The following is a 24,018-nucleotide window of genomic DNA, read 5'->3' as shown; positions in this document are numbered from 1 at the left end:
CAGCGCACGACGCAGATCGGCCGCTCTTCCCGAGGTTGTCTTATTTTATTGGCAACTGAGTGAGCATCAGCGACCGGTACAGGCCTTCGGCACATGCCTGAAGCCCTCCTTCGCCGGGAAGCCCCCCGGCGCATTTTCATGCCCGAATTGACGGAAACTCGACGCCTCGTCAGCGTGACCCTCACCCCCGCCGGACCGCCCCTCCGGCTGCTGCCGACGCGGTATCAGCATCCGGAGTCGTCTCCTCCGCAGGGATGACAGGCACGTCCCCGCTACGCCCCAGGGGTGGTCCAGGACGGCCACAGGGGTTGACGTCCTGGCCCTGTGCCCTGACTCACGATGGAAAGGTCCGCCTTCCGTTCGCCGCCCGAATCCTCGTGGTCGCGGCGGAACTGATGGCCCCCCTCGTACGACAGGAGCACCTCCCCGTGACCACCCACGACTCCAGCGTCGCCACCGCCACCCGCACCACCGCGGCGGCCGCCCGCGCCACGGACCTCACCAAGGTCTACGGACAGGGCGAGACCCAGGTGGTCGCCCTGGACGCGGTCTCCGTCGAGTTCCGGCAGGCCCAGTTCACCGCGATCATGGGCCCCTCAGGATCCGGCAAGTCGACGCTGATGCACTGCATGGCAGGGCTGGACTCGATCTCCGGCGGCTCCGCCCGGATCGGCGACACCGAACTGACCGGGCTGAAGGACAAGAAGCTCACCCAGCTCCGGCGCGACAAGATCGGCTTCATCTTCCAGGCGTTCAACCTGCTGCCGACCCTGAGCGCACTGGAGAACATCACCCTGCCCATGGACATCGCGGGCCGTAAGCCCGACCGCGCCTGGCTGGACCGCGTGGTGCAGACCGTGGGCCTGGCCGACCGTCTCAAGCACCGCCCCAGCCAGCTCTCCGGCGGTCAGCAGCAGCGCGTCGCGGTCGCCCGCGCGCTCGCCTCCCGGCCCGAGATCATCTTCGCCGACGAGCCCACCGGCAACCTCGACTCGCGCTCCGGCGCCGAGGTCCTCGGTTTCCTGCGCAACTCCGTGCGCGAACTGGGCCAGACCGTGGTGATGGTGACCCACGACCCGGTCGCCGCCTCCTACGCGGACCGCGTGGTCTTCCTCGCCGACGGCCGGATCGTCGACGACATGCCCGGCCCGACCGCCGACACGGTGCTGGAGCGCATGAAGGGCTTCGACTCCCTGCACCGTACGAGCTGATCAGCAGCCGCCCCCTCACCCGGACCTCTCCTCCAGGACCCCTCATGTTCCGTACCGCCTTGCGCAATGTGCTTGCGCACAAGGCCCGGCTGCTGATGACCGTCCTCGCCGTGATGCTCGGCGTGGCCTTCGTCTCCGGCACCCTGGTCTTCACCTCGACCATCTCCGACGCCTTCCGCACCAGCTCCGAGAAGAGCTTCGACAACGTCGATGTCTCCTTGACACCACCGTCGTCCGACGGGCCTCCCGGCACCCGGGCCAAGGAGCCCCGGCTCGACGGCAAGGCGCTCGACACCGTGTCCCGTCTCCCCGGCGCCGCCTCCGTCACCGGCACCGTCAACGGCTTCACCGGGATCGGTGACAAGGACGGCAAGCTGATCGGCTCGGGCGAGAGCCGCGGCAGCAACTACTTCCCCGGCAAGGACGGCAAGGACGCCCGCTACCCGATGAAGCAGGGCACGGCCCCCACCCGCGCGGACCAGTTCGCGCTGGACGCGGGCACCGCCGCGAAGGGCGGCTACCACGTCGGCGACACCGTCCGGATATCCGCCGACGGACCGGTCCGGCAGCAGAAGCTGACCGGCATCTTCACCACCGACGACGGCCGGGTCGCCGCCGGCGGCTCGCTGGCCCTGTTCGACACCCGGACCGCGCAGCAGCTGCTCGGACTGTCCGGCGGATACAGCCAGATCGACGTCAAGGCCGCGGCCGGGACGTCCCAGGCCGCACTCCAGCAGGCGATCGGCAAGGCGCTGCCCAAGGACAGCGCCACCACCTTCACCGGCAAGGAACTCGCCGACGTCGAAGCCAAGATGATCGACCACGACATGCAGGGCATGAAGACCGCGCTGCTGGCCTTCGCCGCCGTCGCGCTCTTCGTCGGCATCTTCCTCATCGCCAACACCTTCACCATGCTGGTCGCCCAGCGCACCAAGGAGCTGGCGCTGATGCGGGCGGTCGGCGCGAGCCGCCGCCAGGTCACCCGCTCGGTGCTGATCGAGGCGTTCCTCGTCGGTGCGATCGCCGGTGTCTCGGGCCTGGCGGCCGGAATCGGCATCGCCGCAGTGCTGCGGGAGGTGCTGAACGGCTTTGTCGCGAAGTTCCCCGAGGGGCCGCTGGTGGTCTCGCCCTCCACGGCCGTCGCCGCCCTGGGCATCGGCACCGTCATCACGGTGCTGGCCGCCTGGCTGCCCGCGCGGCGCGGCGCTAAGGTTCCGCCGGTTGCCGCGATGAACAGCGTGCACGCCGTCGCCACCACCAAATCGCTGCTGGTCCGCAACACCCTCGGTGCGCTCGTCGCGGGCATCGGCACGGCCTCGGTCATCCTCGCCACCTCCGTGTACGACGGCGACAACACCAGCAAGATCATGCTCGGCGGCGGCGGGATGCTGCTGCTGGTCGGCGTGTTCATCCTGACGCCGCTGCTGTCCCGTCCGCTGATCGCGCTGGCCACCCCCGTCCTGCGTGCCTTCGGCGTCTCCGGCCGCCTCGCCCGGCAGAACGCGCTGCGCAATCCGCGCCGTACGGCCACCACCGCCTCCGCGCTGATGATCGGGCTGACCCTGATCACCGGCATGACGGTGATCGCGGGCAGCACGCAGAAGGGCATCGACAAGCTGGCCGTCGATGCGCTCAAGGCCGACTACACGGTCTCGATGCAGGGCAACACGCAGCTGCCCACCACCGCGGAGCAGAAGGTTCGCGACGTGCCCGGCGTCACCGCCCTCACCCCGCTGCGGGAGGGCATGGCGACGATCGGCACCAGCAGCGCCGCCCGGCAGCCGACCCAGCTGACCGGTGTGGACGGCGCTCAGTTCGGCTCGCTCGTCCGGCTCGACATCAGCGAGGGGTCGCTCGGCACCCTGCGCGGCGACCGGGTCCTGGTGGACGAGAACACGGCCACCAACAAGGGCTGGCGGGCCGGCACGCGGCTCCCCGTGACGTTCGAGGACGGCAAGAAGGCCACTCTGACCGTCTCGGGCGTCTACAAGGGCAACGAGATGCTCAACGGCGTCCTCCTGGACAACCGCGCCCTGGCTCCGCACCAGAAGGACATCAGCGACAAGCAGCTGCTGGTCAAGATGGCCGACGGCGCGACCGACGCGAACAAGGACGACCTGGTCGAGGCGCTCGGCAAGAACCCGGCGGTCACCGTCGCGGACAAGAAGGACGTCTCGAACGCCATCGCCTCGATGTTCACCCTGCTGCTGAACATGCTCTACGGCCTCCTTGCCATGGCCGTGATCGTCGCGGTGCTCGGAGTCATCAACACCCTGGCGATGTCGGTCTTCGAACGCTCGCAGGAGATCGGCATGCTGCGGGCGATCGGCCTGGACCGGCGCGGCATCAAGCGGATGGTGCGGCTGGAGTCACTGGTCATCTCGTTGTTCGGCGGGGTGCTCGGCATCGGGCTCGGCGTGTTCATGGGCTGGGCCGTCGGTCAGCTGATCAGCACCCACCTGGCCACCTACGAACTGGTGCTGCCGTGGGCCCGGATGGGCCTCTTCCTCGGCCTGGCCGCGCTCGTCGGTGTACTGGCCGCCCTGTGGCCGGCGTTCCGGGCGGCGAGGCTGAACATGCTCGCCGCCATCAAGGCCGAATAGCGCCCCGGCGCCGGTCCCGTTGCCCGCCCACCCGCTCCCTCATGGCAGCGGGTGGGCGGGCGGCGTTCAGCCGCGGTGGGTGCCGGAGCGCCACTCACGCGCCCTCAACGTCATGTCCGAGGCCCCGCCCTCCGGTGTCCGGACCGCCAGCACCTGGTTGACTCCTATCCGGTTGCGCTCGAAGGACAGCGCCGACGCGGCCATGTAGAGCCGCCACACCCGGGCCCTGCCCGCGGAGGTGAGGCGCGCCGCCTCGGCCCAGTGGCGCTCCAGATTGGTGACCCAGCTCCGCAGCGTCAGCGCATAGTGCTCCCGGATCGCCTCCACGTCCCGCACCTCGAACCCGGCGTCCTCCAGCTGGCCGACGGTCCGGCCGATCGGCGCCAGCTCACCGTCCGGGAACACATACCGGTCGATGAACTCATCGACGTGGTACGCCTCCTCGTCCGCGAGCGGCCGCCGGGCGATCTGGTGGTTGAGCAGCCGCCCGCCGGGCTTCAGGAGGGAGTACAGGGCGCCGGCGTACTCCGCGTACTGTGTCCGGCCGACGTGCTCGGCCATCCCGATCGAGGAGATCGCGTCGAACGGCTCGTCCTTGATCTCGCGGTAGTCCTGCACCCGGATCTCGATCCGGTCGGCGAGCCCGGCCTCGGCGATGCGCTTACGGGCGAAGGTGGCCTGCTCCTCGGAGAGGGTGATGCCGACCGCCCGTACGCCGTACTCGCGGGCCGCGTGCAGCACCATCGAGCCCCAGCCGCAGCCCACGTCGAGCAGCCGCCGGCCCTCCTGGAGGCCGAGCTTGCGGCAGATCAGGTCGAGCTTGTCGCGCTGGGCGTCCTCCAGGGTGGCCTCGGGGCTCTCCCAGTAGGCGCAGGAATAGACCATGGACGGGCCGAGCACCAGGGCGTAGAAGTCGTTGCCGACGTCGTAGTGGTGGCTGATGGCTTCCTTGTCGCGGCGCAGGGTGTGCAGCGGTCCGCGGCGGCGTCTGACCTCTTCCGCGGGCGGCGTCGGCGGGACCGGGGCGCCGGCCAGGCTCAGCAGTTCCCGGGCCGCGGCGCGGATCTCCGGGCGGGCCAGGGCGCGGAGCACGGCGGCGCGCTGCGGCTTGGGGGCGTCGTCGCGCTCCCAGATCAGTCCGGCGAGCCGGTCGAGCGCTTCGTAGAGATCGCCCTCGATGTCGAGGTCGCCGGCCACCCAGGCGCGGGCCAGGCCGAGTTCGCCCGGCCTGAACAGCAGCCGGCGCAGCGCCCGGCGATGGCGGATGACGAGTGTGGGTGCCCCCGGCGGGCCGGACTCGCTGCGGTCCCAGGCGCGGATGCGCACCGGAAGCGGTGCTCCCAGCACCTCCTCGGCGAGCTTGGTGAGCCGTCCAGCGGCGTCGGCCATGTCGCACACCTCCGTGTTGACGAGTCGGGCAAAGAAGATTCACCCACCACGTAAACGCCAATGGGGCGCCCAGTTAGTCCCGTTCACACGTAAGAGAACCGCACACCGCCCGGTTTTCGCCAGAGTGGACACGCCAAAGGGCGCCCGCCCCACGGATGGCGGACGCCCTTCGGGCTGGTCGGCGTAGCCGACCGGGAATTCAGGAAGCCTTGGCCTTGGTCTTGTCCCCGGCCTCGGCGGCGGTCGGCGGGGCCGGCGCCGGCTTGGCGGCCTCGTAGAACTCCTCGCGGGGGTTCTCCATGGCGCCGAGCGAGACGACCTCGCGCTTGAGGAACATCGCCAGGGTCCAGTCGGCGAAGACCCGGATCTTGCGGTTGAACGTCGGCATCGCCATGCCGTGGTACGCGCGGTGCATGTACCAGGCGAGACGGCCCTTGAGCTTGATCTTCATCTTGCCCATGACGATCATCGCGACGCCCTTGTGCAGGCCCAGACCGGCGACCGCACCCTTGTTGGCGTGGCTGTACTCCTTCTGCGGGAAGCCCCGCATACCGGAGAGCACGTTGTCGCCGAGGACCTTGGCCTGCCGCAGCGCGTGCTGCGCGTTCGGCGGGCACCAGGCGTTCTCGTTGCCGTTCTTGCGGCCGACCATGTCCGGAACCTGGGCGTTGTCGCCGGCGGCCCAGATGTAGTCGGTGCCCTGCACCTGGAGGGTGGTGCCGGTGTCGACATGGCCGCGCGGGCCGAGCGGCAGACCGAAGCGGGCCAGCGCCGGGTTCGGCTTGACGCCCGCGGTCCACACGATGGTGTTGGAGTCGACCTCAAGGCCGTTGTTGAGCTTCACATGGCCGTCGACGCAGGAGTCCATGCCGGTCTTGAGGTAGACCTCGACACCGCGGCCCTCGAGGTGCTCCTTGCCGTAGGCACCGAGCTTCGGGCCGACCTCGGGGAGGATCTTGTCGGCGACGTCGACCAGCAGGAAGCGCATGTCCTCGCGCTTCACGTTGTTGTAGTACTTCGCCGCGTCACGGGCCATGTCCTCGACCTCGCCGATGGTCTCCGCACCCGCGAAGCCACCGCCGACGAAGACGAAGGTCAGCGCCTTGCGGCGGACGTCCTCGTCGGTCGTGGAGTCGGCCTTGTCCAGCTGCTCCAGCACGTGGTTGCGCAGGCCGATGGCCTCTTCCACGCCCTTCATGCCGATGCCGCTCTCGGCCAGGCCGGGGATCGGGAAGGTACGGGAGACCGCGCCCATCGCGATGACCAGGTAGTCGAAGGGCAGCTCGTACGCCTCGCCGACCAGCGGGGCGATCGTGGCGACCTTGCGGTCCTGGTCGATGGTGGTGACCCGGCCGGTGAGAACCTCCGCCTTGGGGAGCACGCGTCGTAGCGGAACCACGACGTGGCGGGGGGAGATGCTGCCGGCTGCAGCTTCGGGGAGGAAGGGCTGGTACGTCATGTACGAGCGCGGGTCGACGACCGTGACGGTCGCCTCGCCGTACCGCATCTGCTTGAGGATGCGGCGTGCCGCGTACAGGCCTACGTACCCACCGCCTACAACGAGGATCCTGGGACGCTCCGTGGTGCTCATGCAATCGAGTATCCACCCCCACATGGGGGGTCGCTCGTGAGCCCCTTCACAAGCACTCGGGGGGCATCTGCTACACTCCGCCGGCTTCGTGACCGACGCCATAGTCCAAAGCGGAACCACTGTATGCCGTAAGGCGTTGGAGACCCGCGTTGATCAGGCGTTGTTCCGGCGTCACGGCCGGTCGGGCGGCTGAACCACCGCCTCCGCGGGTGTGCCGACGCGATCTACGGAACCGCGCATTCTCCGGGTCGAGGAGACCTGGGACCTTCGAATGAGGGCCGGAAGCTGAGATTGTTCGTCCAACGACAGGCTTTTTCATGTGAAGGATTTCACGAACCTTTTTCCCGGAGCCGTCCGCGGAGCCCTCCGAAGCCCCCTGAAAACCGCTCGGACGGGCCTTCCGCCCACTCAAACGGCCGGTCTGCAGAGGCCGTTGCCGACCTCGTGCAGAGTCAGGGCGAGGCCGCGGCCCTGACCATGGCCCTGGGCATCATGGCGCGTGGATCGCCTCGCGCATCGAGTCGGCGTACTCCGGCGCGAACACCTCGAGGAGATGTGGATCGATGTCCGGAGAGTAGATGACCAGAAGCTTGTGCGAGCCGGCCCCTCCGACCGCCATCGCCTGGTCCTCCACCACCCAGACGTCGGTGGCGTCCATGTCGCTGTCCACCAGGTATGCGAGGTCCCGGGTCCCGGGCTGTGCTCCCTTGCTCGCCATCTCCTCGTGGACGGCTTTCTTGCACGTCACGTTTCCGAACAGCCCGCTCAGCCGTGCGTCCGACTGCGGCCCGACGGCGACGCGCAGCACGGGGGGCTCCACGGAGACCATCATGTGGATGGCCGTGTTCTCCCGCATCGCCGCGTGGCCTCCGACCGAGATACTGTTGCAGACGCCCTTCGCCGACCACCGGACACGGCCGTCCTCATCCACATGGCCTGCGCTGTAGTCGAGGGTCGCCTCATGTACCTCGGCCTCGGCGTTCTCCTCCGCCGTCTGGCAGTCCGGGCACAGATGCCCGATCGCGTATCCCTTGTCCAGGACGACGTTCCAGCCGTCTTCCTCACCGCGCAGGGGCCGCTTGCAACGGTCACACACGATGTCCGTTGCTTGTTCCACTTCTTCCGGTTCCGGTACCGGATGGCGCGTGCGCCGTTTGCGCTTGATCGCATCCCACATGGTGTCCTCACCGCCTGTGGAGTGTCCCCCCGGATACGGTCCAGGGTAATTCCGCGCCCCGCTTCCCGGTGCCCCGGCGCTTCGAGTTCGGCCCCGGCGCCGCTGGGTGCCGGCGCACCGGGCCGCAGGTCGTGCAGAGGTCGGCCGAAGGCACCTCGTCACCGCATCAGAGCAGGTCAGCCCTGCCTTTCGTCTTCTCGGCCGCCTCAGCCGGCGAGGCTCCAGGCAATCCCGTCCAGGATGTCGTGCTCGCTGACGACGACCTCCCCGGCGCCCACCCGCTCCATGATCGACAGCAGTACGAGCGCGCCCGCGGCGATCACATCGACCCGGCCCGGGTGCATGACGGGGATGGCCGCGCGCTCGGCGTGGGTGGAGGACACCAGACGGTCGGTGATCTCGCGGACCTTCGCCAGGGGGATCCGGGAGTGGTGAATGGCCTCGGAGTCGTACTGGTTCAGGCCCAGCGCGATCGCGGCGACCGTGGTCACCGAGCCGGCCAGGCCCACGAGGGTGGCCGCCTCGCGCAGCGGGACGGTCTCCTCGGCCCGGTCCAGCGCCGCGGCCACATCGGCCTTTATGGCGGCGATCTGGCCCGGGGACGGCGGGTCGCTGATCTCGCCCCCGTGCACCAGATGCCGCTCGGTCATCCGTACGCAGCCGACATCGACCGAGCGGGCGGCGCGGACGGACGCGTCACCGAGCACGAACTCGGTGGAGCCGCCGCCGATGTCGACCACCAGGAACGGGCGCTCCAAGTCGGCGCGGCCGGTGAGCTCCTTGGTGGCGCCGTTGAAGGAGAACTCGGCCTCCTGGTCGCCGGTGATCACCTCGGGCTCCACCCCGAGGATGTCCACCACGCCGCGGACGAAGTCGTCGCGGTTCTCCGCGTCCCGGGAGGCGGAGGTGGCCACGAAGCGGACCTGCTCGGCGCCCAGGCCCTTGATCACCGCGGCGTACTCACGGCAGGCCGCGAAGGTGCGCTCCAGCGCCTCGGGCGCCAGCCGCCCGGTGCGGTCCACGCCCTGGCCCAGCCGGACGATCTGCATCCGGCGGTCGAGGTCCTTCAGCTCACCCGTCGCCCCCGCGCCGCAGGCGCTATCGGGCGCAGTGGCCTCCGCGACCAGCAGCCGGATGGAGTTCGTACCGCAGTCGATGGCGGCGACCCGCTTCACTTGGCGTCTCCTTCGGGAGCGTCCTGGGCACCGGGAGCGTCCGGGCCCCCGGCGGCGTCCTGGCACGGGGTCACGCACGGCCCCTTCTTCCACCACTCCGGCAGCATCGCGAGGGCCTCGTCACCGAGCGGGTTGACGCCCGGCCCGGCCGCCAGCGAATGCCCGACGAGGACATGCAGGCACTTGACCCGGTCGGGCATACCGCCCGCGCTCGGGAAGCCCTGCAGCACCTCGATGGCGTCCCGCCGCCGGATGTAGTCCTCGTGGGCCGCCCGGTAGGCGGCGGCCAGCTCCGGGTCGGCCGCCAGCCGCTCGGACATCTCCTTCATCACGCCATTGGCCTCCAGCGTGCCGATCGCGGAGGCCGCGCGCGGGCAGGTGAGGTAGTAGAGCGTGGGGAAGGGCGTGCCGTCCTCCAGGCGCGGCGCCGTCTCGACGACATCCGGCTGGCCGCAGGGGCAGCGGTGCGCGATGGCGCGCAGTCCGCGGGGCGGGCGGCCGAGCTGCTCCTTGAAGGCGGCGATGTCCGCGGCGGTGGGCTCGGTGGGCTCGGTCTGGGGCGGGGGGGTGTCCATGTGCGCTTTCGGTGAGGTGAGTGGTGTGGAGGGGCGGTGCGGCGCGGCGGGCCGCACGCTGTCGACAGTACGGGCTGCCGTCCGCCGGCGGTACGGGCCGGCGCTACCGCTTGTCGGCCGCGTCGACGGCGTCCCACAGATTCTCGTACCAGGGGCGCTGCGCCGCTTGCGCCCCCTTGGGCGCGGAGCCGGTGCCGGAGCCGTCCGGGACGATGTATCCGGCCTCGCCCGGCATGACGTAGTGCAGATGCCGGCGGGCCTTCTGGCGTACGAACGCCGGGTCCTGCCAGCGGGCCTTCTGCTCACGCAGCCGGTCCAGGGCGGCGCCGGCCTCCTGGGCCTTGCGGCGCTGGTCGGCGATGTCCGAGCGCTGGGAGACGTACTGCCTTATGGGATACGCGAGGGCGACGACCAGGGAGCACATCACCAGGGCCAGCAGTGCGGCACGGCCGGTGAGGCGGTTGCGGCGGGGCGGGCGGGCGCGGTAGACGCGGGCGGCGGCCTGCTCGCCGAGCGCCTTGAGTCGGGTCGCGGTCGAGAACCGGTCCGCGGGCACGTCGTCTCCCCTTCACTGACGGACGCCTGACTGCTTCAAGCAGGTACGTCCCCGGCAACGGTACGGGACCGTCGCCGGGGACGTACGGGGTGCCGGGCGATTGCCTCGCCCGTTCAGCCCCTGCTGCCTTGTCCGGCCCGGCAGCGGGCCGCCTTCGTCAGCTGCTGTGGCGGAAGCGCGGGAAAGCGGAGCGGCCGGCGTAGACCGCGGCGTCGTCGAGGATCTCCTCGATGCGCAGCAGCTGGTTGTACTTGGCGACGCGCTCGGAGCGGGCCGGGGCGCCGGTCTTGATCTGGCCGCAGTTGGTGGCGACGGCGAGGTCGGCGATGGTGACGTCCTCGGTCTCACCGGAGCGGTGCGACATCATGCACTTGAAGCCGTTGCGCTGGGCCAGCTCGACGGCGTCCAGGGTCTCGGTCAGCGAGCCGATCTGGTTGACCTTCACCAGCAGCGCGTTGGCGGAGCCCTCCTCGATGCCGCGGGCGAGGCGCTCGGGGTTGGTGACGAACAGGTCGTCGCCGACGAGCTGGACCTTGGCGCCGAGCTTGTCGGTGATGACCTTCCAGCCGGCCCAGTCGTCCTCGAACAGCGGGTCCTCGATGGAGACCAGCGGATAGGCCGCCACCAGCTCCTCGTAGTACTCGGTCATCTCGGCGGCCGAGCGGTCCTTGCCCTCGAACTGGTACGTGCCGTCCTTGTAGAACTCGGAGGCGGCGACGTCCAGCGCGAGCGCGATGTCCTGGCCGGGGGCGTACCCGGCTTCCTTGATGGCCTCGAGGATGAGGTCGAGGGCCTCGCGGTTGGAGCCGAGGTTCGGGGCGAAGCCGCCCTCGTCGCCCAGGCCGGTGGCCAGGCCCTTGGCCTTCAGGACCTTCTTGAGGGTGTGGTAGACCTCGGCGCCCCAGCGCAGCGCCTCGGAGAAGGACTCCGCGCCGATCGGGGCGATCATGAACTCCTGGATGTCCACGTTGGAGTCGGCGTGCGAGCCGCCGTTCAGGATGTTCATCATCGGGACGGGCAGCACGTGCGCGTTCGGGCCGCCGAGGTAGCGGAACAGCGGGAGGTCGCTGGCCTCGGAGGCGGCGTGCGCCACGGCGAGGGAGACGCCGAGGATGGCGTTGGCGCCGAGCGAGCCCTTGTTGTCGGTGGCGTCCAGGTCGAACATGGCCTGGTCGATCAGCCGCTGCTCGGTCGCGTCGTAGCCGACGAGCTCCGGGCCGATCTGCTCGATGACGGCCAGGACGGCCTTCTCCACGCCCTTGCCCAGGTAGCGGTTCGGGTCGCCGTCACGGAGCTCGATGGCCTCGAAGGCGCCGGTGGAGGCGCCGGACGGGACGGCGGCACGGCCGGTGCTGCCGTCGTCGAGGCCGACCTCGACCTCGACCGTGGGATTACCTCGCGAGTCGAGAATTTCGCGGGCTACGACGACGTCGATCGACGGCACGTTGTCTCCTTCGTGGGTGTCTGGCGTTCTGCGCATGAGCCTAACGGCCCCGGGCGCGTCCGCCTGCCCTTGGCCCGCTCCGTGGGACGAAAACAGGCCCAAAGGCCCAGTTCACGGGACGTTTGGGCACATTGTTCACTAAACGGGAAAAGTTGCTGAACAGCGCCGGTCAGCGGCCTGCCGCCCGCCGGGGCGCTCCGGGCCCGTGACCCGGGACATGAGAAACCCCGCCACGGCGCGCCGGGGGAAGGGCGTGCCGTGGCGGGGCGGTCTCACGGAGGAAGGGGGCCCGCCGCTCGGGCCCGGAGCCCCGGTGAGAAAGCGGCTCAGACGGTGAGCTGCTGACCGGGGATGATCAGGTTCGGGTTGCCGCCGATGACCGACTTGTTCGCCTTGTAGACGGACTTCCAGTCGGTGCCGTGGGCCTTGGCGATCTTTGCGAGGGTGTCGCCCGCCTTGACGGTGTAGTTGCCGTCACCCGTGGACTTGCGCTCGGCGGACCGCGAGGCACGGTCCTCGGAGGCGGACGGGGCCTTCTTGGCCTCCGGCTTGGCGGACTCCTGCTTCGGCGCGGACTTGGTCTGCGCGGAGGTGTCGACGTCGGCGGCGGGGCCACCGGCGGTCAGGTTGCCCGCACCGGCGCAGGTCCAGGCACCCGGGCCCTGGATGGCGAGGAGCTTCTCGGCGGCGGCGATCTGCTGGGCCTTGGTGGCCAGGTCGGCGCGCGGCGCGTACTGGGTGCCACCGGCGGCGGCCCAGCTGGAGTTGGAGAACTGCAGGCCACCGTAGTAGCCGTTACCGGTGTTGATCGACCAGTTGCCGCCGGACTCGCACTGGGCGACCTTGTCCCAGGTGGCGACGGAGGCGGCGGAGGCGGAGGTGGCGCCCATCAGCGGCACGGCCACGGCGGCACCGGCCACACCGGCGAGGGTGGCGACGCGGACGGCCTTGGAGGGACGACGGTGCTTGCCCTTGAAGATCAGCATGGTTCGTTCGTTTCCTCACCGACGCCTACGAGGTGAGCTGTCGGGTTCGGACTGATGAGTCGCCCGGCCGTGTGCGCAGAACGCACGTGGCTTCACCCCAAGCCGGTTGACCCGTTTTCACGGGCGGGGCCGGCACAAATCCTGGGTCCCCCGCTCCTGCCTTCGGCGCTTGCGCGTCAAGTGCCTTCGACCACCGGCAGGATTCGGCGTGTGATCGAAGGGCCCGCTTTGGCGAGCGGTCCTGACGTTAAGCAGTAATCCCCTTGGGGTTCAAACCCCACCATCTGAACCAAGTTGACCGTTTTTGATCACGGGTTGGTTACATATCCGCAGGTGAGGCCCGGTATGCCGGGGTTGAGTAACCCGGGCCCCACCACAGTCAACGAGACCCTTGTCTCACTTTCCCAAAAGAGGGCGAAGGGTGCCGAACTACCCTGCGTTCCGGCCGAGATCGAGCTGCTGGCCGGGCTGGATCAGGTCCGCGTCGGAGCCGATGACGCCCTCGTTGCGGTCGTAGAGCTCGGCCCATCCGCCGGGCAGCCGGTGGGCCGTGGCGATGGCTGACAGGCTGTCACCCGGGCGCACCGTGTAGTCGCCGTCGGCCGCCGGGCCCGTGCGGTGCGCGTCATCGCCGCGCGAGGCGTGCCGACCGCCGGAGGACCGGCCGCCGTCACCGTCACCGCCCTCCCCGTCGCCCGCCTCGCCGCGGTGCTTGCCCTTGGGCACCTCGTGCGGGGTGCCGCTGCTGTCCGTACGGCTGCCGCCGTCGGACGGGTCCGCGGAGGGGTCGTCGGACGGGTCGGCGGACTGCGACGGGTCGTCGTCCCGGTTGCCACCCCGGTCGTCGCCCTGGTCGCCGTCCCGGTCTCCGGGCGTCGCCGGGTCGGACGGCTCCGGGCTCGTGGACGAGTCGCCGGGCTCGGCGGTGTCCGAAGCGTCGGGCGAGGGCGTCTCGTCGGACGGCAGCCCGCTCGACTCATCACTGGGCTCGTCGCTGGGCTTATCACTGGGCCCGTCGCTGGGCTTGTCGCTGGACCCGTCGTTCCGTCCGGAGGAGTCCGCGCCGTCGTGGGCGTCGGAGGAACCGGGGGTGTCCCAGGGGTCGAGGGAGCCCTCGGAGTCCGAGGGGTCGGGCGCCGGGGTGCTGGTGCTGCCCGGGTCGACCTCCGGTGCCCGGCCGTCGTCGGTCAGCCCGGCGTTCACCGCACAGCTCGGCCAGGCGTCCGGCCCGCGGTCGTCGAGGATCGACTCGGCGACCGCGATCTGCTGGGAGCGGCTGGCGAGGTCGGGGCGCGACGCATAGGACGAGCCGCCGTAGTTGTCCCACATCTCCTGGGTGAGCTGCAGGCCGCCGTAGTAGCCGTTGCCCGACGCCGCGCTCCACACCCCGCCGCTCTCACACTGGGCGACCTTGTCCCAGGTCGCGGTGTCGGCGGCCTGTGCACCGCTCGCGGCGAACAGCGGCAGGGCGAGGCCTGCGCCGGTCACTCCCGCCGTGACAAAGATGGCCGGTGCCTGACGGGGTCGACGATGTCGGCCGTTCCCGGAACGCATGCGGATGCCTTTCGCGCGGCGGTTGAGTTGTTCGACGAGCTCTTCGAGCTGCTCGACGGGGCTTCCGGCCGGCCGACGCACGCGAGCGGCACCGTTACACCGGTCCCCCACATCACCGCTTCGACCGATCGAGTGAAGCCTGTCGATCGTCGGGTCGAAAGGTAGCCGGGGTCAGAGGTAGTCACAAGTCGGTGTAGTGCGGATCACGTAAAGGTCACGCAGTTGACTCTGTGTCACATCGGGCTTCGTCGCTGGTCAGGGACGCTCCGGAGTGAACTCCACCGGAAGTGAACGCAGTCCGCGCATGATGAGCCCGCCACGCCAGCGCAAATCGTCAGGTTCCGCGGCAAGCCGGATGTCCGGGAGCCGGGTCAGCAGGGTCGCCAGCGCACTCTGCCCTTCGAGGCGGGCGAGCGGCGCACCCAGGCAGTAGTGGATGCCGTGCCCGTATCCCAGATGCTGATTGTCACGCCGGGTCAGATCGAGCACATCCGGCTCGTCGAAGCGCGCCGGGTCGCGGTCGGCGGCGGCCAGCACCACCAGGACCGGGTCCCCCTCGGCGATCCGCTGCCCGCCGAGCGTCAGCTCCTGGGTCGCGAACCGCCAGGTCGCCAGCTCCACGGGACCGTCGTAACGGAGCAGTTCCTCGATGCCGGTGGTGAGCAGGTCGCTGTCGCCCGCCGCGATCGACTTCTGCAGCAGCTCACGCTGGGCGGGGTGGCGCAGCAGCGCATAGGTGCCGTTGCCGATGAGGTTGACGGTGGTCTCGAAGCCCGCGAAGAGCAGGATGAAGGCCATCGCGGCGGCCTCGTTCTCGGTCAGATGCTCACCGTGGTCCGACGCCCTGATCAGGGCGGAGATCAGATCCTCGTCCGCCTCGGCGGTCTCCCCCAGGGACTCGCGCTTGCGGTGGATCAGCTCGGCGAGATAGCCGCGCATCTTCTTCACGGAGCGGGCGACGCCGCCGCGCGGCCCTCCGCCGTGCCGGATCATCATGCCCGCCCAGTCCCGGAAGTCGTCCTGGTCCTCGCGCGGTACGCCCAGCAGATCGCAGATCGCGTAGATCGGGAGCGGAAAGGCGAACTCGTGGATGAGGTCGGCCTCGCCCTTCGCCGCGAACTGGTCGATGAGGTGGTCGGTCAGCTCCTGGACCCGCGGGGCGAAGGCGGCGACCCGGCGCGGGGTGAACGCCTTCGAGACCAGGCGGCGCAGCCTGGTGTGGTCCGGGGGGTCGATGTTGAGCAGATGCGTCATGAGGTTGGCGCTGCGCTCGCCCGGGATGCCGACCTTGCCCTTGCCGTGCGCGGCCTCGCTGTGGTGGACCGGGTTCTTGGACAGCCGGGCGTCGGCGAGCGCCTGCCGCGCCTCCGAGTACCGCGTCACCAGCCAGGCCTCGACACCGCTGGGCAGCTCGGTCCGGTGCACCGGCGCATGCTCGCGCAGCCAGGCGTACGCGGGGTACGGGTCGGAGGCGAACTCCCAGGTGAACAGCGCGGGGGCGGGCCCGGCGGCGGGGCAGCCCGCGGGGGCGTCGGCGGCGGTGGTGTGGGGCTTGTCGTGCACCTTCCGACCGTAACCGCTGGGCGCACAACGGCGCGCCCGCCCACCGGCCGGGCCCGCGCCGCCCTACGCCGGATCCACCCCCAGGCCGGTCAGGAACGCCACGGCCGCCGGCGACGGGCCGAGAGCGCTCCACACCACCCGCTCGGTCCGCTCGGGCGCCGGCCGCACCCGCACGATGTGCAGCCCGGCCAGCTCGGAGGCGATGGCCTCCGGCACCATGCCGACGCCCAGGCCCGCCCGGACCAGCTTCGCCAGGAACTCGACCGTGGTCACCTCGTACGCCACCTCCGAGGTCAGCCCCGCCGCACGGAACGCGTCCTCGCGCTGCCGGCGGGCCGCGGACCCGGCCGTGAAGTCGACAAAGGTCTCCCGCGCCATCCGCGACAGCGTGGTCCACTCCCGCTCCGCCAGCGGATGCCCCGGCGGCACGACGGCGACCAGCTCACCGCGCGCCAGCTCCTTCTCCCGTACGCCGACGGTGCGCGCGGCGGGCACCAGCCCGACGAACGCGACGTCCAGCACGCCCTGCCGCACCTGTTCGAGGAGCTGGTCGCTCATCGCGGTCTGCAGACTGATCCGCACCTGCGGGCACCGCGTACGGAAGGCCCCCAGCTCCCGGGCGAGATCCACGGCCGCGACGGTGGAGATCGCACCGACCGCGAGCCGGCCACGCACCTCCCCGGTCGCCGCCGCCACCTCGGCGCGGGCCCGCTCGGCAGCCTCCAACGCCTGCTGGGCGACCGGGACGAAGGCCTCGCCGGCGGCGGTCAGCCGGACACTGCGGCTGGTCCGGTCGAAGAGCCGGGCACCGAGTTCCTTCTCCAGCCGGGCGATCTGATGGCTGAGCGCGGACTGCACCACATGGCAGCGCTCGGCGGCCCGGGTGAACCCACCGGTCTCGGCCACCGCGACCACATACCGCATCTGCTGAAGCTCCATGTCCCGCACCCTAGCCAGCAACGATCGCGATTCACGATGGATGCGATGAAAACGATGTGTTGGACTCATTGATCTGCGCGCCCCAGGCTGGGACGTGCCCGCCGCCGCGGTGGCCGTGGGCGTACAGGGGAGGTCAGGTCATGGAGACCGAGCACATACCGGAGCCGCCCGCCGGGGACGCGCCGGGGGCACGGCCGGGACTGGGCCGCGGCACCCTGCTGCTGATGTCGGTCGCCGCCGGACTCTCCGTCGCCGGCAACTACTTCGCCCAGCCGCTGCTGGACCTCATAGGCCGCGATCTGCACCTTTCCGCGTCCACCGCCGCGTTGGTCGTCACCGTGGCCCAGGTCGGCTACGGACTCGGCCTGCTGCTGCTCGTCCCGCTCGGCGATCTGCTGGAGCGACGCAGGCTGGCCGTCACCCTGACCGCGGCGACCGCGGTCTTCCTCACCGTCACGGCAAGCGCCCCCCACGCCGCCCTCCTGCTCACCGGCACCGCCCTGACCGGCCTCACCTCGGTCGCCGCCCAGGTCGTGGTGCCGTACGCGGCGACCCTCGCGGCGCCCGCCGAGCGCGGCCGGACCGTGGGCACCGTCATGACCGGGCTGCTGCTCGGCATCCTGCTGGCCCGTACGGCCGCCGGGCTGCTCGCCGAGCTGGGCGGCTGGCGCACCGTGTACTGGATCAACGCGGCGCTGATGCTGCTGATGGCGGTGCTGCTGCGGCTCCGGCTGCCGGCCCTGCGCACCACGGCCGGGCTGCGCTATCCGGCGCTGCTGCGCTCCACGCTGGCGCTGTTCGGCCAGGAGCCGGTGCTGCGGTGGCGGGGTGCGCTGGGCGCGCTGACCTTCGCGGGCTTCAGCGTGCTGTGGACGGCGCTGGCGTTCCTGATGTCCGGACCGTCCTACGGCTGGCAGGAGTCGGCCATCGGGCTGCTGGGGCTGGTAGGCGCGGCCGGTTCACTGGCCGCCTCGGTGGGCGGACGGCTGGCGGACCGCGGCCTGGCACACCGGGTCACCGGCGCGGCCGCGTTCCTGCTGCTGGGTTCCTGGGGCCTGCTGGCCCTCGGCGGAGCGGGCGGCACCTGGTCCCTGGCCGCGCTGCTCGCCGGAGTGATCGTCCTGGACCTGGCCGCGCAGGCGGTCCACGTCAGCAACCAGAACCTGGTCTACGCGGTCCGCCCCGAGGCCCGTAACCGCCTCAACTCCGCCTACATGACCAGCTACTTCGTGGGCGGCGCGGTGGGCTCGGCACTGACCTCGGCGGTCTGGGGCGCGACGGGCTGGGGCGGGGTGTGCGTGCTGGGAGCGGGACTGGCGGCGGTTGTCGTGGTCCTGTGGGCGGTGGAGCGGATGCGGCGGCGTGCCTCCGGCGGGGGACGGGCGGGGCGGGGGCAGACGGCCACAGCCGAGGCTCCGGCGCCGTCGCTCACGTCCTGACGAGCGGCGCTCCTGCCCACACCGATGCTCACGCCGACCGCGGCGGCGCCCTCGCGCCCCGGTGCCGACCCGCACAGGGTCGGTGCCTCCGGCCATCGCGAGGCGCCGGGAGGGCTTCAGGGCCGCTCGAACACTGCCGTCACCGCGGCGGTGGAGCCGCCCGGCCCGGGGGGCTCCACCGCCGCGGTGAGGCGGGCGTTCAGCTGTCGCCGCGGTGAGGCGGGCGTTCGGCTGTCGCCGCGGCGAGGCGGGCGTTCAGCTGTGGGCGCTGATCACACCGCCGGCGCTGAGCACGACGTTCACGCCGTTGGCGACGAACCCGATGTCGTGCTGGTTCGCTTCCACCGTGTCGTCCGCGTCGCCGCTCGGGCTGAGGAACTGCGCGCGGTAGTGGAGTTCGCCGACCTTCGTGACCTTGACCGTCCAGCCGCCCGCGATCTTGAAGGTGCCCGGCCCCTGGTGTCCGCCGCCCATCCAGGAACGGACCTGGCCGTCCGACGTGAGCACGAGGAACATGTCATTGGCGTCGAGCCCGGCGTCCTGCCCCTTCGCCTCCAGCGTGGCCAGGACCGAACCGCGGGCGACGATCTTGGCGCGGTAGTGCTGGTCGCCGACCTTGGAGATCTCGGCCGTGCTGACGCCGTCCGCCAGGCGCTGGGTGCGGACCGGGGATGCCGCCTTGCCACCATTGGTGGCGTGCGCGCCGCCCGACTGCTTGCCCGCCGCGCCGGACTTGGTGTCGGCCTTGGCACCGGGGCTCGCCGGGGCACCGGAGCCCTGCGCGCCGGCGGAGGAACCCGCGCCGCCGGACTCGACGGCAGCAGCCTTGTCCGACTGGCCCGCGGGCTTCGTGCCGGCGGCGTCCGACCCGGAGCAGGCGGTCAGCGTGAGGCCGGCGGCTGCGGTCAGGGCCAGGGCGGCCATGCGCAGGGTGCGGCGACGAGCGGTGCGGACGGTGTTGGAGCTCATTTCGGGTCCCCCCAGGACAGTCGGTGACGTTGTCTCCTCGGTACGTCACCACTCTGACCGGGCCCACTGTCGCAAGGCTGCCGCTCCGCTAACGTCCGGCTAACACGGGCGTGAGCAGCGGAAGGACGCCAAGGAGAACCCGAAGGCCCGGGCGCGGCCGCCTAGTTGGAAATGGGGAATCCCATAGCCGGCACATAGCCGCCTGCCGGAACCAGGGGCATCCGCCCGCTCAAGGTCATGGCCACCGGCGTCCCCGCCCCACGGCGACCGGAACGGTCAGGACCCTCAGGACTCTCAGACGTCACGCAGACCCATCGGACGTGTCCTGCCCGGCGCCGCCCTCCACCGCCAGCACCGCGTCCCGGTAGGCCCGCGCCGCCGCCCGCAGCGCGGCCTCCGGGTCGACGCCGTCCGCCTCGGCCCGTATGGCCATCGCCAGCAGCTCATAGCCGATCCCGTCACCCGTGGGCGGGGCCACGTCCAGTCCGGCCGACCGCACCCGCGACGCCAGCTTCGCCGCGAGCGCCAGCCCCGGCTGCGCCAGCGGCACGCCCTCGGTCACCGACTCCCGCTGCTTCTCCTCCGCCTTCGTCCGCAGCCACTGGGCCCTGACCTCTTCCGGAGTGGCCGCGTCCGCCTCCCCGAAGACATGGGGGTGGCGGTGGAGCAGCTTCTCCACGATCGTGCCCGCCACGTCGTCGATGGAGAACGGCTCGTCCGGATCGTCCTGAGCGATCCGGGCGTGGAAGACGACCTGGAGGAGCACATCGCCGAGCTCCTCCCTCAGCTCCGCGCGGTCCCCCTCCTCAATGGCCTCCACCAGCTCATACGCCTCCTCGATGCCGTACTTGGCGAGGTCGCGGTGCGTACGGACACTGCTCCAGGGGCACTCGGCGCGGATCTGGTCCATGACCTGGACGAGGTCGAGCAGCCGGGCGCCGGGCAGATCGTAGGAGCCGGGCAGCAGCTCCAGGTCCGGCATGGTCTCCCGGCCGGAGCCGGCCAGCCGGGCCAGCCCGTCGGTCAGCGCGCTCTCACCGTCCGCCGAGGTCAGCACGACGGCCGTACGGTCCTCCGGCACGCAGTAGTCGACCAGCTCGCGGGCGGTGGGGGCGGCCGTCTCCACCTCGATGCCGGCCTCCCGCAGGTAGGGCAGCTGGGGATGGTCCGGATCGGCGCTCAGCACGCGGTCGGCCGCGCGCAGGATCTGCCATGCGGGCCAGGACAGGAGCCCGGGGGCGACCCGGTGGCTGGTGGTGAGCAGGACCAGGCGTCCGGTGCCGGTGCCCTCGGGGCGGGCTTCGGCGCCGGTCTCGGCGGCGGAGGCGTCAGCGTTCACGCCTCGAACGTAACGCACCCCACTGACACCGCCGGGCGCCGGTCGGGGCTCGTCCGGTCCGGCGCCGGGCGGCCCGATGGCGCACCCGGCACGGACCGCGCGTACCGGCTACAGCTCTCAGGCCTGCTGCTTCGCGGGCTCCCCCGTGATCCACGGATCCTTGGTCTCGCCCAGGATGACCTGCTGGTCGTCCCACTTGCCGAACCGCGGATTGACGTCGATCCCCATGGACCGGGAGGTCTTGGCCAGCGCACGGGCGAGCTTCTGCTGGCCCTCCGGCGCCCGGCGGTCCGCGTGCAGATGCTCGGCGACACCGTCGAGCAGCAGCTGATTGCGGACCATGGCGTCGATCTCGTCGGGGGCGACACCCTGCTGGAGCCACATCGCCTTCAGCCGCTCGCCGCCACCGGCCTGCTTCTCGGCCTTGGCCCGCCACTTCTGGATGTCGCCGCGGCTGACCGTCACCCCGGCGTCCTGCGCACCGCGCTCCAGCACCTCGTCGAAGATCATGCCGTTGAGGGTGGCCAGGCTCAGCCGCCCGGTGTTCATGATGAGCTGACCGCCCTGCGGGGACTTGGCCTGGGCGGCGCGTACGTCCTTCACCTTCGCCTGCAGCTGCGAAACGGTGATCCGCTTCCCGTCCACGATGGCCGCGGCACCGGGGTGGGCGTCACTGCCGCACGCGGCGAGCAACGGGGTCGCGGCCAGCAGGGCGGCGGTGGCGGATACGGAGAGCGCTGTCCTTCGGCGGAACACTTGGCCTCCCGGCAGATCGTGCGACGGAGTCTCGACCTTGATTGATCGATGCTATGGAGTCGGCGTGGCCCAGGCCACTGCTTCGGCCAACGATCTGTGGCGGGGTGGGTTCTGCTCCGGTGTCCCTTCTCGTTGCCGTCACCGTCGGCGGACTTCTCCGTTTTTGGCGGCCGTAGGGTGGGCGGCATGATCGAAGCGGTGGTATTCGATGTCGGTGAGACTCTGACCAGCGACGATCGATACTGGGCAGCGTGGGCGGACTGGCTCGATGTCCCGCGTCACACCCTGTCCGCCCTGGTCGGCGCCGTGGTTGCCCAGGGGCGGGACAACGCCGACGCCGTCCGCCTGCTCAAGCCCGGCATCGACCTGGCCGCGGAGTACGCCGCGAGGGAAGAAGCAGGGCGCGGGGAAACGCTCGACGAGAGCGACCTGTACCCCGATGTGCGACCGGCGCTCGCTTCCTTGCGCGCGGCCGGCTTTCGGGTCCTTGTCGCCGGGAATCAAACCGTTCGCGCGGGCGAGTTGCTGCGGGGCCTGAATCTGCCGGTCGATGCCCTCGCCACGTCGGGCGACTGGGGCGTCGCCAAACCGACGCCGGAGTTCTTCGAGCGGGTGGTCCGGCTCGCCGCTACCGCCCCCGACCGCATCGTGTACGTCGGGGACCACCCGGCCAACGACATCGCACCGGCCGCCGCCGCCGGCCTCCGGACCGCGCATCTGCGACGCGGCCCCTGGGGGCACCTCTGGTCCGACACCCCTGAAGCGGCGGTCGCGGACTGGCGCATCGAGGGGCTTGATGACCTGCTGCCGTTGGTGTCCGGGTGACGGATGGCCGACGCGGGACCGGCCTCAACTTCCGTGCGGACGGGGAGTGTTCGGGTGCCTGTGTGTCACGACGCGAGTACGGTTCGGAGTCGCTGCACCGAACGGAGCCCATATGACCGCCGAAGCTCACGCCGGGGTAGGCAAGCGCATCGCCTACCGACGCCGGCTCGCCCGCCTCACTCAACAGCAACTCGCCGACGCTGCGCGGGTTCACGTCGGGACGCTCCGGAAGATCGAGCGGGGAGCCCGCGGAGCCGGAGACGCAGTTCTTGAATCGATCGCAGCGGCTCTGGGCGTCGACCCCTCGGTCCTGCTCCCCCGCTACGACCGCGCTGAAGACCGGGTGAACCAGGCGATGCCCGTCCTGTCCGCCGTGCTCGCCACGTACGACATGCCGGACGACGGTCCCGTGCGCCCCCTTGCCGACTTGCACACCGCGGCCTCCGAGGCAGAAACATGGCGGCTGGGTGCCGAGTACGTGCGCATCAGCCGCAAACTGCCCGCGCTCCTGGCCGAGTTGTCCCGGGCGCTGCACCGCAGGCCGGATGGCGAGCGTGGCACTGTGGCCGGTCTACTCGTCAGCGCGTACCGGACGGCGGACGCCGTTGCCTATAAGTACGGTGCCCTGGACCTGTCCGCCCGCCTCATCGATGTGATGCGCTGGGCGGCTCCGCAGGCTGAAGACCCGCTGGTGAACGCATCTGTGGCCTACGTCCGCACGGAAACCTTCTTCGCCGCCCGCGCCCATCACGCCGGGCTCCGTGCCCTGGAGCAGGCCGTGGACGCCGTACCGGCTACTGGCGAGACCGCCGCTTGGGCTGCTCGCGGGGCCTTACACATGCGGGCAGCCGTCATCGCCGGCCGAGCGGGGCAAGCAGACGCAGCACACACCCACCTGGACCTTGCTCGTGCTCTCGGCGACCGCGTACCCGAATCGGTCTACCGCGGCACCGCGTTCGGCCCGGACAGCGTGCGCATCCACGAAGTGTCCGTGGCGGTCAGTCTCGGCGACAGCCATGCGCAACGCGCCCTGGAGGTCGCGGCTGCCTGGCAGCCTCCGCTCACACTTCCCGCCGAACGGCGCTCCGGTTTCTACATCGAGCTCGCCCGCGCCCAGTTGTGGGCAGGACGTCCGGATCACGCCTTCGCATCCCTGAAACGCGCGCGGAGCATCGCGCCACAACACGCACGCGAACACCAGTGGGTCCGTCAGGATGCCGCGACTCTGCGGCGGTTGAAGCGCACCGACGCCGAGTCACTCACACATTTCGCCGATTGGTGCCACGCCACAGGCTGATCCTGACCGACCCTCACTGGGTCACTTTCCCCTCTTGGGCCGGGCCACGATCCTCATACGCCCATATCGAGAGGAATCAAGGTGACACAACCCGCTATGCCGACGGCGCCGACCGGCGCCACCATCCTCCGCCTGGCTGGAGTCACGCGATGAGGCCCCAGCAGGCTCCGGCCGACATGAAGAGTGACCGTCGGCCGCGTCGGCCCACACGTCCGATCGACATTGCCACCATCCAGTCCACGATCGACGAAGTCCAAGCCCTGCGCGGGTCGTCCGCGAAGCCAGGTCAGCTTGTCGACCTGGAACTGTTGCTGCGGGGACACATCGCCGAGCTGCTGGCGGAAGCCAAGGCCGCGGCGGACCTGATGTGGCGCGGCAGTATGGAATGGTCCCTGTTGATGGGCCGGTTGAGCGGCATCCGGTTCCAGGCCGACCGGGGCCTCGGTGAGGGCGTGCTCTCCGCCCACGTACAGATCGCCCAGCTTGCCTTGGACTGCCAATGGCTCCTGGACGAGTACGGAGGTGCCGGCTATGAACACGCCACCGCATCTGAAGCCCACGCCCCGCTGCAGCATCCCGAGGTATAAGCGGACGTCCGGCCATCGCGCCCCGGGGCGGCTGGAGGCGCCC

Annotated in this window: 20 protein-coding genes and 1 riboswitch; of the genes, 6 read left to right on the top strand and 14 right to left on the bottom strand. The window is 70.7% G+C overall.

Translation table 11 applies throughout. The annotated features are described in order from the left end of the window. Positions 1–395 precede the first annotated feature (395 nt). Both SLV14N_RS24465 and SLV14N_RS24460 read left to right on the top strand, forming a co-directional pair. Positions 396–1,211, top strand: coding sequence for an ABC transporter ATP-binding protein (locus SLV14N_RS24465; RefSeq protein ID WP_263271080.1), 816 nt, complete (start codon positions 396–398; stop codon positions 1,209–1,211). A 44-nt stretch (positions 1,212–1,255) separates the two neighbouring features. Further along, complete coding sequence (locus SLV14N_RS24460; protein WP_263271079.1) at positions 1,256–3,814, top strand: ABC transporter permease; 2,559 nt, start codon at positions 1,256–1,258, stop codon at positions 3,812–3,814. A gap of 66 nt (positions 3,815–3,880) precedes the next feature. Here the strand turns inward: SLV14N_RS24460 and SLV14N_RS24455 are convergent, their stop codons facing one another. The 11 genes from SLV14N_RS24455 to SLV14N_RS24405 form a co-directional block, all read right to left on the bottom strand. Continuing rightward, positions 3,881–5,203 carry a cyclopropane-fatty-acyl-phospholipid synthase family protein gene (locus tag SLV14N_RS24455; RefSeq protein ID WP_263271078.1) on the bottom strand — a complete coding sequence of 441 codons (1,323 nt, stop codon included), beginning with the start codon at positions 5,201–5,203 and terminating at the stop codon, positions 3,881–3,883. Between the two features lie 199 nt (positions 5,204–5,402). Next, on the bottom strand, positions 5,403–6,794 hold the full coding sequence (locus SLV14N_RS24450) for an NAD(P)/FAD-dependent oxidoreductase (protein ID WP_208683608.1): 1,392 nt from the start codon (positions 6,792–6,794) through the stop codon (positions 5,403–5,405). Between the two features lie 490 nt (positions 6,795–7,284). Then, positions 7,285–7,890, bottom strand: a complete 606-nt coding sequence (locus tag SLV14N_RS24445; protein ID WP_263271077.1) for a hypothetical protein — start codon at positions 7,888–7,890, stop codon at positions 7,285–7,287. 287 nt (positions 7,891–8,177) lie between these two features. Continuing rightward, on the bottom strand, positions 8,178–9,146 hold the full coding sequence (locus SLV14N_RS24440; protein WP_263271076.1) for a Ppx/GppA phosphatase family protein: 969 nt from the start codon (positions 9,144–9,146) through the stop codon (positions 8,178–8,180). After that, the gene (locus SLV14N_RS24435) at positions 9,143–9,721 is read right to left on the bottom strand and encodes a DUF501 domain-containing protein (protein WP_127151350.1); all 579 of its coding nucleotides are present in this window, start codon (positions 9,719–9,721) and stop codon (positions 9,143–9,145) included. The genes SLV14N_RS24440 and SLV14N_RS24435 overlap by 4 nt, the downstream gene beginning before the upstream one ends. Before the next feature lie 103 nt (positions 9,722–9,824). Next, positions 9,825–10,277, bottom strand: a complete 453-nt coding sequence (locus SLV14N_RS24430) for a septum formation initiator family protein (RefSeq protein ID WP_208683602.1) — start codon at positions 10,275–10,277, stop codon at positions 9,825–9,827. 157 nt (positions 10,278–10,434) lie between these two features. Next, the gene (gene eno, locus SLV14N_RS24425) at positions 10,435–11,757 is read right to left on the bottom strand and encodes a phosphopyruvate hydratase (RefSeq protein WP_208683600.1); all 1,323 of its coding nucleotides are present in this window, start codon (positions 11,755–11,757) and stop codon (positions 10,435–10,437) included. Positions 11,758–12,047: 290 nt separating this feature from the next. Then, entirely contained in the window at positions 12,048–12,707 is a 660-nt protein-coding gene (locus tag SLV14N_RS24420) for a transglycosylase family protein (protein WP_208683598.1), read from the bottom strand. A 7-nt stretch (positions 12,708–12,714) separates the two neighbouring features. Beyond that, positions 12,715–12,926: riboswitch (cyclic di-AMP (ydaO/yuaA leader) on the bottom strand. A gap of 210 nt (positions 12,927–13,136) precedes the next feature. Then, positions 13,137–14,195, bottom strand: a complete 1,059-nt coding sequence (locus SLV14N_RS24415) for a transglycosylase family protein (protein WP_263271074.1) — start codon at positions 14,193–14,195, stop codon at positions 13,137–13,139. A 321-nt stretch (positions 14,196–14,516) separates the two neighbouring features. Then, positions 14,517–15,824, bottom strand: a complete 1,308-nt coding sequence (locus tag SLV14N_RS24410; protein WP_208683594.1) for a cytochrome P450 — start codon at positions 15,822–15,824, stop codon at positions 14,517–14,519. Positions 15,825–15,887: 63 nt separating this feature from the next. After that, positions 15,888–16,763, bottom strand: a complete 876-nt coding sequence (locus SLV14N_RS24405) for a LysR family transcriptional regulator (protein WP_263271073.1) — start codon at positions 16,761–16,763, stop codon at positions 15,888–15,890. A gap of 140 nt (positions 16,764–16,903) precedes the next feature. Here SLV14N_RS24405 and SLV14N_RS24400 point away from each other — a divergent pair, with 140 nt between their 5' ends. After that, complete coding sequence (locus tag SLV14N_RS24400; RefSeq protein WP_263271071.1) at positions 16,904–18,202, top strand: MFS transporter; 1,299 nt, start codon at positions 16,904–16,906, stop codon at positions 18,200–18,202. Positions 18,203–18,457: 255 nt separating this feature from the next. On the opposite strand, the gene SLV14N_RS24395 is transcribed toward SLV14N_RS24400, so the two are convergent. The 3 genes from SLV14N_RS24395 to SLV14N_RS24385 form a co-directional block, all read right to left on the bottom strand. Beyond that, positions 18,458–19,171 (bottom strand): hypothetical protein, encoded by a 714-nt coding sequence (locus tag SLV14N_RS24395; protein ID WP_263271069.1) that lies wholly within the window; start codon positions 19,169–19,171, stop codon positions 18,458–18,460. Positions 19,172–19,472: 301 nt separating this feature from the next. Further along, entirely contained in the window at positions 19,473–20,510 is a 1,038-nt protein-coding gene (locus tag SLV14N_RS24390) for a nucleoside triphosphate pyrophosphohydrolase (RefSeq protein WP_263271068.1), read from the bottom strand. Positions 20,511–20,627: 117 nt separating this feature from the next. Further along, positions 20,628–21,266, bottom strand: coding sequence for a SurA N-terminal domain-containing protein (locus tag SLV14N_RS24385; protein WP_208683589.1), 639 nt, complete (start codon positions 21,264–21,266; stop codon positions 20,628–20,630). 186 nt (positions 21,267–21,452) lie between these two features. On the opposite strand from SLV14N_RS24385, the gene SLV14N_RS24380 reads away from it, so the two are divergent. The 3 genes from SLV14N_RS24380 to SLV14N_RS24370 all read left to right on the top strand — a co-directional run bounded on the left by SLV14N_RS24380 (position 21,453) and on the right by SLV14N_RS24370 (position 23,975). Further along, a complete protein-coding gene (locus SLV14N_RS24380) occupies positions 21,453–22,091 on the top strand; it encodes an HAD family hydrolase (protein WP_263271066.1) in 639 nt (212 codons plus the stop codon). Between the two features lie 112 nt (positions 22,092–22,203). Continuing rightward, on the top strand, positions 22,204–23,388 hold the full coding sequence (locus SLV14N_RS24375; protein WP_263271065.1) for a helix-turn-helix transcriptional regulator: 1,185 nt from the start codon (positions 22,204–22,206) through the stop codon (positions 23,386–23,388). 149 nt (positions 23,389–23,537) lie between these two features. Further along, the gene (locus SLV14N_RS24370; RefSeq protein ID WP_263271064.1) at positions 23,538–23,975 is read left to right on the top strand and encodes a DUF6415 family natural product biosynthesis protein; all 438 of its coding nucleotides are present in this window, start codon (positions 23,538–23,540) and stop codon (positions 23,973–23,975) included. Positions 23,976–24,018: the final 43 nt, after the last annotated feature.

The sequence above is a fragment of the Streptomyces sp. Je 1-4 4N24 genome (assembly GCF_026239515.1).
Lineage (GTDB): Bacteria > Actinomycetota > Actinomycetes > Streptomycetales > Streptomycetaceae > Streptomyces > Streptomyces nigrescens.
This window is presented reverse-complemented; position numbering and strand designations above follow the sequence as displayed.